Below are 11,903 nucleotides of genomic sequence, written 5' to 3' on the forward strand. Positions count from 1 at the left end.
TTCACGCGCCTGCGAGCTTGCCCCCGGCCCGCAAACGGCCTGATGGTGTGATCTGAGGCCTGATCGACCGAAAACCGTAGAATCGTGAGCGACACCTCATCGCCTGGGCGGGAGAACAAAAAAATAAACCCCAGGGCGCAAAACCAGGGGTTTATCAGCAGTCTGAAACCCAGGCTTGGCCTGGGTTTTTTTATGAGTGAATCATGCTCGTAAACCGCTATGAGAACATGCTCGATTCTGGCGGCGACCTAAGGGGCTGGATCTGAGGGTTTACGTGCTTTCTCTGCGTCTTTCTCAGCGCTCGAGCTTTCCACATCTGCCGCGCTCCCAAAAGCGTCCAAGCCTTCAGAATTCACAGAGCTTCCAACAACAGAATCAGCCCGTTTGTCGTCCTCGGCAAGTGTCGCCTCTGCAGCCTCATCCTCCGCCTTGCGCTCCGCAGCCGTGCTTTCCGTCGTCGCAGGCACCCGCTCTTCAACAGGCGGCAGATCCTCGAACACAGGGTCGTGCGACACGTCAGAACTGATATCTACCCGTGGGTCCAGTGCCACCGCCGCAGCCGAGCTTTGCAAGCTGTCTGGCATAGGCACAAAGGTAGTAGGCGCATCCTGGCTCAAGTGATCGCCCAGTACCTTTTGCGGGCGGACCAGCAGAACCAGAGCCAAGCCACAGGCTGCCACGAAGATGTAGTACAGATTGCTGCCAATATAAGACATCAGGCCGCCGGCAAGCAGCGGCCCCAGACAGGCCCCCAGGCCATACACCATATACAAAATGGCGCTCAAGCCAACTCGCCGCTCCGGATCCACGTTGTCATTGGCGAAAGCCGCGCCCAAGGGGTACAGCGTAAATTGCAGAATCCCGAACAACGCCGAAAAAATCAGCAGAAACCAGAATGGGGCCTCAAACCAGCCCCACAAAGGAATGGCCAAGGCCAGCAAACAGATCGCGTTAATGCGGATCAACTTGACACGACTCATGCGGTCCGCCAGCCACCCTACCGGCCACTGGGCCAGCACCCCGGCTGCCACCGACACCGCGACGAACAAGGCAGCCTGCTCATTGCTTAAATGCACGCGCACCGCATACACCGGCGCCAAACCATAAAAGGCCCCGGTCAGCATACCGGCCACCAGCAACACCATCATGGACAGGGGCACGCGGTCCACGTAGTAGCGCGCATTAATGGGCGCAGGCACTTGCAAGGGCGGATGGCTGCGGCGGGTAATCGCCACCGGCACCAGACTGAAGGCCGAACAGATCGCCACAAAAACCAGCGGCTCGAAATTCAGATGCGGGAACAGGGTCAGCGACAACTGCCCCAGCACCGTGCCCAGGCTGGAGAACACCATGTAAATGGCAAAGATGGTGCCACGCTGGCTATTGTCGCTTTGCTCGTTCAGCCAGCTTTCAATCCCCATGAACTGCACCACCATGGCCGCGCCCGCCAAAAAGCGCAGCAGCAGCCAGACGTACATGGAATCAACCAGAATCTGAACCAGCACACAGATGGTGACAATGGCAGCACTGGCGGCGTACGCTCGAATATGACCCACGCCCATGATCAGGCGGTGACCCATACGAGCACCAAATACCAGGCCCAGGTAATACACCGCAATCAGCCCGCCAATCCATACCTCTGACACCGAGATGGCCGTCAGGCGCACCCCCATGAAGGTATTGAACAGGCCCGAGCTGAGCAAGAGCATCAGGGTCGCAAAGTACAGGGACGAAAACGCACCCACCGATGACAGCATCCAGACATCCTAAAAAAACCGCGGCACCGGCCCCCAACTCTCGCCACCATCCAGTTTCCGGCCTGGGTTTTGCGACAGGGGCACGGTAAAAAAAAGCGCCAGCTTGCCGCCAGCGCCTTGTAATCCTTCTATCCCTCGCCACGCCGGACTGGCGGGGGATCAGATATTTACGACTTTACCTGTTTCAACAGGGTGTCTGCATCCGATGTGTGCAGGCCGCCGTCGTTATCAATGTTCAATTGTTTGACAACGCCGTCTTCCAGCAAGGCAGAGAAACGCTTGGAGCGCACACCCAGGCCTTTGGACGTCAGGTCAAATTCCAGACCCAATGCTTTGGTCCAGACAGCACTGCCGTCGGCCAGCAAACGTACTTTGCCATTAACGTTCAGGGACTTGCCCCAAGCGCCCATTACGAAAGGATCGTTCACTGCCACGCACCAGATCTCGTCTACGCCGGCAGCCTTGAACTCGTCTGCCTTGGCAATAAAGCCAGGCAAGTGCTGCTCGGAGCAGGTGGGGGTGAAAGCGCCAGGAACGGCGAACACGGCAATTTTCTTGCCTTTAACCAGATCAGCCACCTGAAAGTTGTTGGGGCCCATAGGGCAGCTTTCTGTGGCGGTTTCAATGTACTCGCTAAGGGTCGCGTCTGGAACGCGCGCACCGACTGAAATGGACATAAGGTCTCCGTATGAATAAATACCGCCAGTATGGCGGCCCGAACTACCTATGATACTAATAGACTGGCCTGTCTTAGCAAATAACACTTATCAGTACGTTTCACAGGGCTACAAAACCGCGCGGGGTCTGGACACAAAAAAGCCCTCACGCTACGCCTTTTGCTTGCCGCCCCCCGAGGGGGAGCGTTTGCCTTGGGACGGCCCAGCGACAAAAAAAAGGCCGGGCTTTTTGCCCGGCCTTCAAGGTGATTCACGTCTTGCGCAGCTTGCATCAAGCCGTACTGCCACATCATGGGCTCACCTTGCCCTGCTCGCGGATAGCGATCAGGACTACTACAGCCATCCCATCATGCGGGGCAGCCAAAGCGTAATTTCAGGTACGAAGGTAATCATCAACAGGAAGGCCAAACCAGTCAACAACCAAGGCAATGTGGACTTGGTAACTTCGGTCAGGCCCAACTTCGATATGCTGGACGCCACATACAGGTTCAAACCCACTGGTGGTGTCGCCAGCCCAATCTCCATGTTCACCACCAGCATGATGCCAAAGTGAACCGGGTCCATGCCCAGCTTCATGGCGACAGGGAACAGGATGGGAGCCATGATCAGAATCAGTCCCGAGGGCTCCATCACCATACCGATCACCAGCAACAGGACGTTCACGAACAGCAGGAAGGCGATCAGGCCCATGCCTTGCGACACAATCCATTCCGCAATGGCCTGTGGAATCTGCTCGGACGTCAGAATGAAGGCGAACATGACCGCGTTGGTGATGATGTACAGCAGCATGGCACTCATGGCTGCCGATTCCAGCACAATGCGTTTGACCTCGCGCAGCTTCACATCCTTGTAGACCCAGACCGCAATCACAAAGGCGTAAACCGCACTGATAGCTGCTGCTTCGGTAGGCGTGAACACACCGGAGTAAATCCCGCCCATCACGATAACGATCAGCATCAGGCCCCAGATGGAGTCCATGAAGGCACGCCAGCGTTCCTTGTAGGATGCGCGGGGCATACGGGGGTAACCCAGTTTCCAGGCGCGGAACATGGTCGTGGCACCCAGGAAAAACGCCAGAATCAAACCCGGAACCACACCGGCAATAAACAGCTGACCAATAGAAGCCGTACCGACTTTGACCCCATCCGGGCCTTCAACCATCATGCCGCTGGTTGCCACGGCGTACATCACCATCACAATCGAGGGTGGCAACAAGATGCCCAGACCGCCGGAAGTCGCCACAATGCCAGTCCCGAATTGCACGGGGTAGCCTTGTTTGACCATGGCCGGAATCATGATGGAACCAATGGCCGCCACCGTGGCAGGCGAGGAACCACTGATAGACGCAAACAGGGCGCAAGCCAGCACCGCAGCCAGACCCATGCCGCCGGGCAAGTGGCCGACCATGGAAGCGGCAAAGCGAATCATGCGTTGTGCGACCCCGCCATGCGTGAGGAAGCTACCGGCCAGGATGAAGAACGGAATCGCCATGATCTCGAACTTCTCGATCCCGGTGAACAGCTTGAGCGCAATACTATCCATCGGTACTTCGGTCATGGTGAACAGGAAACCCATCACCGTCAGACCCAGGGCAATCGATACCGGCATGCCTGTCAGCAACAGGATAGCCAGCAAGGCAAAAATAATCAGGGCGGTCATGCGCGCGCTCCTTCGGATTCAGACACACCGCGCTCTGTTTCAGCGATCAGATCCGCCGCAGGCTCGTGATGAGGCAAATGGCCCGTCTGGATAAAGTTCATCAAGGCTTGCAGGAAGCGGAAGCACATCAGCAAGGAGCCCGCGGGCACCGCCAGATACACAATCCATACCGGCACTTCCAGGTCAGCCGACACCTGAGCAGTCTGGGCAATGCCATACACAAAGCGGCCACCAATCCAGGCAACAATGGCTGTGAACAAGGCACCGGCGAACAGGGAAATCACCACCAGCAGATGACGCCAGCGTGGGCCCACAGCGTTTACCAGCACGTCCACACCCACGTGGATACCAACACGAACGCCGTAAGCGGCGCCGAACTTGGCCATCCAGACAAACAGGTAAATGCACAGCTCCTGTGCCCAGAGCAAGTTGACGCCGGCCACGCTTCGGTAGGTAGAACGGGCCATGGCGGTAATGGACTCATAACCCTGAGCCCGCGACCAGGACACCAGATCAGCCAGCAGGCTGACCGAGTAGCGCTGGCAGACCGCTACAAAAATAATCACTACGGCCGCCACCATCAGAAATGAGATGAACATTTCCTCAAAGCGGTCCAGAAATCGTAAAAACATGGGTAGCTCCAGACTACAGTCTGCCCGCCCGGGGGCCGGGCAGACACAAGCATGTAGCGGGAAGAAAAGAAGAACAGGTCTGAATCAGACCTGTACAAGACAATCAGATGAAGCAGGCTTTATTCGGTAGCCTTGTAGAAGGCGTCGATCACGTCCTGGCCGATACGCGAAGCCATTTCCTTGTGCACGGGACGCAGCTGCTTGACCCATTCCTGACGCTCGGCATCGCTCAGTTGGTAGAACTGGGTCTTGCCGGACTCTTCCATGGCCTTCATGGAATCGTTGTTCTCTTGCTCAGCAATGTCGTTGGCGTAAACCGTGGCTTCTTCCATGGCTTTTTCCATGCCTTGGCGAATATCGTCAGGCAGACCTTCCCAGAACTTCTTGTTCACGATCACGGCATAACCCAGGTAACCGTGGTTGGACACGGTGGCGTGCTTTTGCACTTCGTGCATTTTCTGGGTGTACATGTTCGATGGCGGGTTCTCGGTGCCGTCGACCACACCCGTTTGCAGAGCCTGGTACACCTCGGAGAAAGCCATCACCTGAGGCACAGCGTCCAGTGCCTTGAACTGGGCTTCCAGAACCTTGGAGGACTGGATGCGCATCTTCAGACCCAGGAAATCATCCACGCTTTTCAGGGGCGTGTTGGCGCTCATGACCTTGAAGCCGTTATCCCAGTAGGACAGACCCTTGATGCCCTTGGGCTCCAGCTTGTCCAGCAACATGCGGCCTACAGGACCTTCAGTCACCTTACGCAGGTCCTCACGGTTCTGAAAAATGAAAGGCAGGTCGAACACTTCAAATTCGCGCACGCCCAGAGGGCCAAACTTGGCCAGCGACGGAGCCAGCATGTGCACGGCGCCCAGTTGCAGGGCTTCCAGTTCTTCCTTGTCCTTGTACAGTTGCGAGTTCGGGTAGACCTCGACAACCACCTTGCCCTCGGTGTACTTTTCGGCCAGTTCCTTAAAGCGCACGGCGCCCTTGCCCTTGGGTGTATCTGGCGATACAACGTGGCTGAACTTGATGATCATGGGGTTAGCCAGAACAGGCGCGGACAAGAATACGGACGCCAGCAAGCTGGCCACAAGGGTCTTTTTCATGTTTGCCTCCGGTCGGTTAAGAGCCGACACGTTTTATTGATTGATGTGCTTGAAAGCGTGTAGCTTAAAAAAGCGGTCCCGAATTATCTATTGTGGAAATCCGAAACCTTTTGTCATGATGCGTCTTGCCCGTCCGTCCGGATTCATACGCCAAGCGGCCTCGCGCACTCTGGCGGCCTACCCGATCAGCACCTATGTGCCTATTTTGGCCATCCTGATTATTGTGCTGCTGATGGGCGTGTTTGCCTGGGCGGTCAATAAGGAACGGGATGAGGAGCAGTCCAACGAGCTGATACGCAATGCCTTGTGGGTGGAGCAATCCCTGTCCTTTCAGCTGCGCTCGCACGAGAACAATTTAAGCCGCATTGCCAGCGAAATTGAAGTCCAGTCCCAGCCCGTCACGACCCAGACCGCGCTGACGCAATTACAGCACTTCAAGACCATCCACCCGGATCTGCTGAAAGTGGCCGTGCAGGATCGCTTTGGCACCACCTTGCTGGTGCGCCCGCCCGGTGCTGATACCCGGATTGCAGCCCACGTCAGCACGCCGCGCACGTCCACCTGGCTACCGGCCTACTACTCCAATGAACACCAGGAAAGCGTGCTGGACCTGGTGGTTCCGATCTACGAAGACAACGATATTGTCGGCACCTTGCGCGCCACCTTTTCCCTGGCCACCATCCTGATGGAAAACGTGCCCTGGTGGATTGCCGAGCAATATCACGTCTCCCTGATCGACCAAAGCGACCAGACGCTGGCCACACGCTCCAAAGGCGAGCCGGGCGAAAGCCAGTTGCGCTACGCCATGTCGGTAGACCCGCCCTTGCATGGTGTGCGTTTGCTGATGACGCCTTACCCGCAAAAGAACATCCCCACCTTCACCTTGCTACTGACCGTGATTGCGGGCCTGGCCCTGCTGGCTGTGGTGAACCTGGCGATGCAACATCACTACGCCCGCAAGCGCCGTGAAGCCGAGCTGGCCCTGATGCAGGAGCAAGCCTTTCGCAGCGCAATCGAAAACTCCATGGTGACTGGCATGCGCGCCCGCGATCTAGACGGCAAGGTGCTGTATGTGAACCCGGCGTTTTGCGAACTGGTGGGCCGCAGCAGCGAAGAAATTATTGGTCTGGCCCCACCCATGCCCTGGTGGGTGCCGGAGATGATGGATGAAACACTGGAGCGTCGAGATCGACTGAAATCCTCCCGCTCGGTGCAAGTTTTTGACACCCTGTTCCAGCGCCCGGACGGCTCACGTGTTGATGTGCAGGTCTTTGAATCCCCGCTGATTGACGCGCAAAAACGGCACGTGGGCTGGATCAGTTCCATCATCGATATCAGCTCGCGCAAGCAGGCCGAAGCCCTGGCCAGTTCCCAATCCGAACAACTCCACCACACGGCCAAGCTCATTACCATGGGTGAAATGGCCTCCACACTGGCCCACGAGCTAAACCAGCCGCTCTCGGCCATTGCCAGCTATGCGGCTGGTTCCCTGAACCTGCTGGGAAATGAACCGCTGGACCCGAAACAACTGCGTCGCGGTCTGGAAAGCCTGGCGGAACAAACCCGCCGCGCAGGGCAGATCATCCACCGCATTCACGACTTTGTGCGCAAGCGCGATCCGCAGCTTAGCCCTCTGAATTTGCCCGATGCCTTGCAAGGCGCCTTGGCCATGGCCAAGGCAGGTCTGCGCCATCACCAGATTCAATTGATTGTGCCCTCCCACCCCGAAAACCTGCCCGTAATGGGCGACAAGGTACTGCTGGAACAACTGATTTTCAACCTGCTGCGCAATGCCGCCGAAGCCATGTCGGGCCTGGAGCCAGAACGCCGGGTACTGGAAGTGACCATGCAGGCCAGCAATGGTGTCGTGCTGGTGATGGTGGCCGACCAGGGCCCCGGCGTGGCAGCAACGATCATGGCAGAAGTGTTCCAGGCCTTTACCACCACCAAAGCCCAAGGTCTGGGTATTGGCTTGAATATTTGCCGCTCCATCGTGGAGTTGCACCATGGCAAACTCTGGTTTGAAAACGGGGTTCCCCACGGTGCCACTTTCCTGTTTTCCCTACCCTTGATCGAACATGACTAAGCGCGCTCCTTTGGTCCACATCGTGGACGACGACCCGGCCATCCGCGATGCCCTGGCCTGGCTGTTCTCCACCCGTCAGGTCAACACCGAACTCTGGGACAGCGGCGAGGCTTTTCTGCATGCCCTGAGCCCCGAAACGCAGGGCTGCATCCTGCTCGATATACGTATGGATGGACTGTCCGGCCTGGAAGTGTTCGAGCAATTGCGCGAGCGCCAATCCCGTCTGCCCGTTATTTTCCTGACCGGCCACGGCGACCTGCCCCTGGCCGTGACCGCGCTGAAACAAGGCGCGGCGGATTTCATCGAAAAGCCCTTTAACGATAACGATCTGGTGGACCGGGTACTGGACGTGCTGCGCAGCTACGAAGCCAGTCAGGAAGAACGGGACAACGAGCAGGCACTGGAGGAGCGGCTGGACACCCTGTCGCAGCGCGAGCGCGAAGTGCTGGCCCTGGCCCTGGAGGGACGGCTGAACAAGCAGATTGCTCAGGACCTGAGCATCACCATGCGCACTGTGGAAGTGCACCGCGCCCGGGCACTGGAAAAAATGCAGGCTCGCACCCTGATCGAACTGGCCCGACTGCTGGACCCGGCCCGCTTGCGGGAAGACCGCAACCCGCCGGGGCCTTAGCCAGAGCCACCGCGCCGGGTGTATATAATGCAACCATAAACAATTAGAACCGCGCACTAGGCCCGGTCCCGGAGCGATCATGAGCACCACTACCGAAAACACAGATTTGCACCTTTCCCATCTGGATGAAGATGGAAAAGTTCAGATGGTCGATGTCAGCCACAAATCCGCCACCTCCCGCTCGGCCACGGCCCGCGCCGTGGTGCGTTTGAGTCCCGCTGCTTACCAGTTGCTGTCGGCTCAGCACAATGCCAAGGGCGAAGTGCTGAACACCGCACGCGTGGCCGGTGTGCTGGCCGCCAAGCGCTGTGCCGAACTGATTCCCATGTGCCACAGCCTGCCCCTGGATTTTGTCGGCATTGATTTTGAAAGCGACGCCGCAGCAGGCACCATTGCCGTGCTGGCCACCTGCCGCACCCGCTACACCACCGGCGTAGAGATGGAAGCCATGACGGCCTGCTCCATTGCCGCCCTGACCATTTACGATATGTGCAAAGCGGCCGACAAAGGCATTGTGATCGAACAGACCCGTTTGCTGGAGAAAACCGGCGGCAAAAGCGGGACCTGGACTGCCCAGCTCTAAGCCCTCTCACGGAGATAGCATGACAAGCCCTTTGACATTGCGCGTCCTGTACTTCGCCCAAGTGGCCGAACGCACAGGCCAGCGCCAGGAAAACTGGGAATGGCCCCAGGAAGGCACCGTCCAGCAATGGACCGAGGCCCTGCTGCAACGCCACCCGAATTTAAGCGATATGGCCGGCCGCCTGCATGTGGCCGTCAACCAGTTTCACGCCAAGCCTACCGACCCTGTCCGCCCCGGCGATGAAGTGGCTGTGTTCGAGCCCGTCACCGGAGGTTGAGATGATTCGCATCCAGACTGAAGATTTTGATGTTGCCGCCCTGAATGCCGAGCTGCGCGCCACGGCTGGCGGCAAGGCCGGTGCCATGGTGACATTTACCGGTTATGTGCGCGATCAGGCCGATGGCACCGCCACCGAATCCCTGTTCCTGGAACACTACCCCGGCATGTGCGAGCGCGAAATTGAAGCGGTTTGCGATCAGGCCCGTCAACGCTGGCCCATACTGGATACGCTGGTCGTGCACCGCGTGGGCGAACTGCACCTGACCGAACAAATCGTTTATGTCGGCGTCACCAGCGCCCACCGTGGCGACGCTTTTCGCGCCTGCGAATTCATCATGGACGTGCTGAAAACCCGCGCCCCTTTCTGGAAGCGCGAAACCCTGGCTGACGGCAAGCGTTTCTGGGTACAGCAGCGCGACAGCGACGCCCAGAAAACGGACTCCTGGAATACCTCTGCGGACACCGACAAGCATGTCTAAAGCCAAGACCGATTTACCCGCTGTTCGCCTGAACGCTGCTGTGCTGACCATTTCGGACCGCCGTGGCCCGGATGATGACACCTCCGGCGATTATCTGGCGGCCAGCCTGACTGACAGCGGCCATTACTGCGTGCAGCGCGCCATCAGCAGGGACAATATCTACGCCATCCGCGCCCTGCTCAGCCAATGGATTCTGGACCCGGAAATCAATGTCATTATTTGCAATGGCGGTACCGGTTTCAGCCATAAGAAATCCACGATTGCGGCGGTCACGCCTTTGCTGGATCAGGTCATTACCGGCTTTGGCGAGCAGTTCCGCTACTTGTCCTATCAGGATATTGGTTCCTCTGCCCTGCAATCCGATGCTCTGGCGGGAACAGCCAACCGAACCTTGCTGTTCTGCATTCCCGGCTCGGGCGGTGCGTGCAAGCTGGCTTGGGAAAAAATCTTGAAAGAGCAGTTGGACAGCCACCATCGCCCTTGCAATTTTGCCTCTGAATATCTGGAGCCAGCCAAGCCCTGATACCTGCAACGGTATGACAGCGACAGCTCCCGAACGACCTCCTTTCCACCGTGCTCTGACGCACCGAGCCACGAATTGTTTTATCGAATTTATCCATCCTATGATCGAATTTGACGTAGCACAGCAAAGGCTGGCCCAGGCAGGGCAAGTTCCCACCCAAACCGAAACCTGCGATCTGTCGCAAGCCTTGGGACGCATTCTGGCCCAGGATATTCAAGCTCAGCTGGACATGCCGCCCGCCGACAATAGCGCCATGGATGGCTATGCCCTGCGCCTGGCGGATATTGCCGACGGCAAGATCCTGCCCATTCAGCAACGCTGCTATGCCGGCGATATTCCTGAAACACTGAAAGAGAACATGGCGATTCGCATCTTTACCGGCAGCATGCTGCCACCCGGTGCGGACACGGTGGTGATTCAGGAAAACTGCCAGGAAGACGAACAAGGTGTGCGCATTCTGGAAATGCCCGTGGCTGGCGTGAACATCCGCCGCCGGGGCGAGGACATGCGCATTGGTGAAGTGCTGATCACAACAGGCACCAAACTGACCGCAGCCCATATTGCTCAGCTGGCTGCGCAAGGCCATGCTCAGCTACAGGTGTACCCGCTGCTGACCGTCGGCATTCTGACCACAGGCGACGAGCTGACTCCTGCTGGCCAGCCTTTGAAAGCCGGCCAGATCTACAACTCCAACGCCCCCATGCTGCGTGCGCAGCTGCAGGCGCTGGGTGTTGAAACTGTGCATGCGGTGCATGCCAAAGACACGCTGGAAGCCATTCAGGACGCCCTGAAAGAGCTGCTGCAACGCTGCGACCTGGTACTGACCGTAGGCGGTGTCTCGGTCGGGGAAAAAGACTTTGTGAAGCCTGCCATCGAAGGCATAGGCGGCCAGCTGGATCTATGGAAAGTGCGCATGAAGCCGGGCAAACCACTGGCGCTGGCCTACATTGCCGACAAGCCTCTGGTCTGCCTGCCCGGCAATCCGGTATCTTCTTACGCCGTGTTTTCCTTGATGGTTTCGCCGCTGATTCGTCGTCTGCAAGGTCGCCAACACGTGCTGCCGACCACACGTTACGGCGTGCTGCAAGGTGAACGCCACTTTGAAGGTGACCGCGAAGAATTCATCCGCGTACAAGTAGACAACGACGAGCAAGGCCGCCTGTTGGTGCGCCCCTTCGACAATCAGGGTTCGGGCGTCATCAGCTCCTTGCCTTGGGCACAAGCGCTGGCACGTATCCCTGCTGACTCTCATATCGCCCCCGGCGATGTGGTGCGTCTGTACGAATACAGCCAGTGGCAGGCATAAGCTCGGACGCTTATTCACGCTTTGGCCTTGCCATACAAAAACCGCCCTGATCAGGGCGGTTTCAGACTGCTGACAAACCCTCCCATAAAACAGCAGGCTTGTTCATAATACGTTCATGCTTAAGACCCCGACTGCTTATCAACATGAATGGGAAATGGTCACGCTGGACTCCTTGGTTCCGGGCGACC

General features: G+C 57.8%; 12 protein-coding genes. 7 read left to right on the top strand and 5 right to left on the bottom strand.

Annotation, left to right across the window (positions count from 1 at the left end; genetic code table 11):
- Positions 1-248: 248 nt before the first annotated feature.
- The 5 genes from KOE80_RS19765 to KOE80_RS19785 all read right to left on the bottom strand — a co-directional run bounded on the left by KOE80_RS19765 (position 249) and on the right by KOE80_RS19785 (position 5,828).
- Positions 249-1,757, bottom strand: coding sequence for an MFS transporter (locus tag KOE80_RS19765; RefSeq protein ID WP_226349815.1), 1,509 nt, complete (start codon positions 1,755-1,757; stop codon positions 249-251).
- Positions 1,758-1,924: 167 nt separating this feature from the next.
- On the bottom strand, positions 1,925-2,434 hold the full coding sequence (locus KOE80_RS19770; protein WP_009463866.1) for a peroxiredoxin: 510 nt from the start codon (positions 2,432-2,434) through the stop codon (positions 1,925-1,927).
- 333 nt (positions 2,435-2,767) lie between these two features.
- The gene (locus tag KOE80_RS19775) at positions 2,768-4,093 is read right to left on the bottom strand and encodes a TRAP transporter large permease (protein ID WP_035271195.1); all 1,326 of its coding nucleotides are present in this window, start codon (positions 4,091-4,093) and stop codon (positions 2,768-2,770) included.
- Positions 4,090-4,725, bottom strand: coding sequence for a TRAP transporter small permease (locus KOE80_RS19780; RefSeq protein ID WP_035271196.1), 636 nt, complete (start codon positions 4,723-4,725; stop codon positions 4,090-4,092). Before KOE80_RS19780 ends, KOE80_RS19775 begins: the two co-directional genes overlap by 4 nt.
- Positions 4,726-4,844: 119 nt before the next feature.
- Positions 4,845-5,828: a TRAP transporter substrate-binding protein gene (locus KOE80_RS19785; RefSeq protein ID WP_026485094.1), complete on the bottom strand. Its 984-nt coding sequence runs from the start codon at positions 5,826-5,828 to the stop codon at positions 4,845-4,847.
- Between the two features lie 115 nt (positions 5,829-5,943).
- On the opposite strand from KOE80_RS19785, the gene KOE80_RS19790 reads away from it, so the two are divergent.
- The 7 genes from KOE80_RS19790 to glp all read left to right on the top strand — a co-directional run bounded on the left by KOE80_RS19790 (position 5,944) and on the right by glp (position 11,715).
- Positions 5,944-7,914 (top strand): PAS domain S-box protein, encoded by a 1,971-nt coding sequence (locus KOE80_RS19790; protein WP_052159349.1) that lies wholly within the window; start codon positions 5,944-5,946, stop codon positions 7,912-7,914.
- Complete coding sequence (locus KOE80_RS19795) at positions 7,907-8,545, top strand: response regulator transcription factor (protein WP_060186309.1); 639 nt, start codon at positions 7,907-7,909, stop codon at positions 8,543-8,545. Before KOE80_RS19790 ends, KOE80_RS19795 begins: the two co-directional genes overlap by 8 nt.
- 79 nt (positions 8,546-8,624) lie before the next feature.
- Positions 8,625-9,128, top strand: a complete 504-nt coding sequence (moaC, locus tag KOE80_RS19800; RefSeq protein WP_009463872.1) for a cyclic pyranopterin monophosphate synthase MoaC — start codon at positions 8,625-8,627, stop codon at positions 9,126-9,128.
- Between the two features lie 19 nt (positions 9,129-9,147).
- Positions 9,148-9,405 carry a molybdopterin converting factor subunit 1 gene (moaD, locus tag KOE80_RS19805; RefSeq protein ID WP_009463873.1) on the top strand — a complete coding sequence of 86 codons (258 nt, stop codon included), beginning with the start codon at positions 9,148-9,150 and terminating at the stop codon, positions 9,403-9,405.
- 1 nt (position 9,406) lies between these two features.
- Positions 9,407-9,886, top strand: coding sequence for a molybdenum cofactor biosynthesis protein MoaE (locus KOE80_RS19810; protein WP_042483149.1), 480 nt, complete (start codon positions 9,407-9,409; stop codon positions 9,884-9,886).
- Entirely contained in the window at positions 9,879-10,409 is a 531-nt protein-coding gene (locus KOE80_RS19815; RefSeq protein WP_060186308.1) for a molybdenum cofactor synthesis domain-containing protein, read from the top strand. The genes KOE80_RS19810 and KOE80_RS19815 overlap by 8 nt, the downstream gene beginning before the upstream one ends.
- A gap of 100 nt (positions 10,410-10,509) precedes the next feature.
- Positions 10,510-11,715 carry a gephyrin-like molybdotransferase Glp gene (gene glp, locus KOE80_RS19820; protein WP_203145093.1) on the top strand — a complete coding sequence of 402 codons (1,206 nt, stop codon included), beginning with the start codon at positions 10,510-10,512 and terminating at the stop codon, positions 11,713-11,715.
- Positions 11,716-11,903 lie beyond the last annotated feature (188 nt).

The organism is Alcaligenes sp. 13f (assembly GCF_020496585.1).
Taxonomy (GTDB): Bacteria; Pseudomonadota; Gammaproteobacteria; order Burkholderiales; family Burkholderiaceae_B; genus Alcaligenes; species Alcaligenes phenolicus.

What these genes read in the sequence shown, in the direction of transcription:
- KOE80_RS19765 (WP_226349815.1), bottom strand. Translation starts at nt 1,757, where the DNA reads ATGCTGTCATCGGTGGGTGCGTTTTCGTCCCTGTACTTTGCGACCCTG.
- KOE80_RS19770 (WP_009463866.1), bottom strand. Translation starts at nt 2,434, where the DNA reads ATGTCCATTTCAGTCGGTGCGCGCGTTCCAGACGCGACCCTTAGCGAG.
- KOE80_RS19775 (WP_035271195.1), bottom strand. Translation starts at nt 4,093, where the DNA reads ATGACCGCCCTGATTATTTTTGCCTTGCTGGCTATCCTGTTGCTGACA.
- KOE80_RS19780 (WP_035271196.1), bottom strand. Translation starts at nt 4,725, where the DNA reads ATGTTTTTACGATTTCTGGACCGCTTTGAGGAAATGTTCATCTCATTT.
- KOE80_RS19785 (WP_026485094.1), bottom strand. Translation starts at nt 5,828, where the DNA reads ATGAAAAAGACCCTTGTGGCCAGCTTGCTGGCGTCCGTATTCTTGTCC.
- KOE80_RS19790 (WP_052159349.1), top strand. Translation starts at nt 5,944, where the DNA reads ATGATGCGTCTTGCCCGTCCGTCCGGATTCATACGCCAAGCGGCCTCG.
- KOE80_RS19795 (WP_060186309.1), top strand. Translation starts at nt 7,907, where the DNA reads ATGACTAAGCGCGCTCCTTTGGTCCACATCGTGGACGACGACCCGGCC.
- moaC (WP_009463872.1), top strand. Translation starts at nt 8,625, where the DNA reads ATGAGCACCACTACCGAAAACACAGATTTGCACCTTTCCCATCTGGAT.
- moaD (WP_009463873.1), top strand. Translation starts at nt 9,148, where the DNA reads ATGACAAGCCCTTTGACATTGCGCGTCCTGTACTTCGCCCAAGTGGCC.
- KOE80_RS19810 (WP_042483149.1), top strand. Translation starts at nt 9,407, where the DNA reads ATGATTCGCATCCAGACTGAAGATTTTGATGTTGCCGCCCTGAATGCC.
- KOE80_RS19815 (WP_060186308.1), top strand. Translation starts at nt 9,879, where the DNA reads ATGTCTAAAGCCAAGACCGATTTACCCGCTGTTCGCCTGAACGCTGCT.
- glp (WP_203145093.1), top strand. Translation starts at nt 10,510, where the DNA reads ATGATCGAATTTGACGTAGCACAGCAAAGGCTGGCCCAGGCAGGGCAA.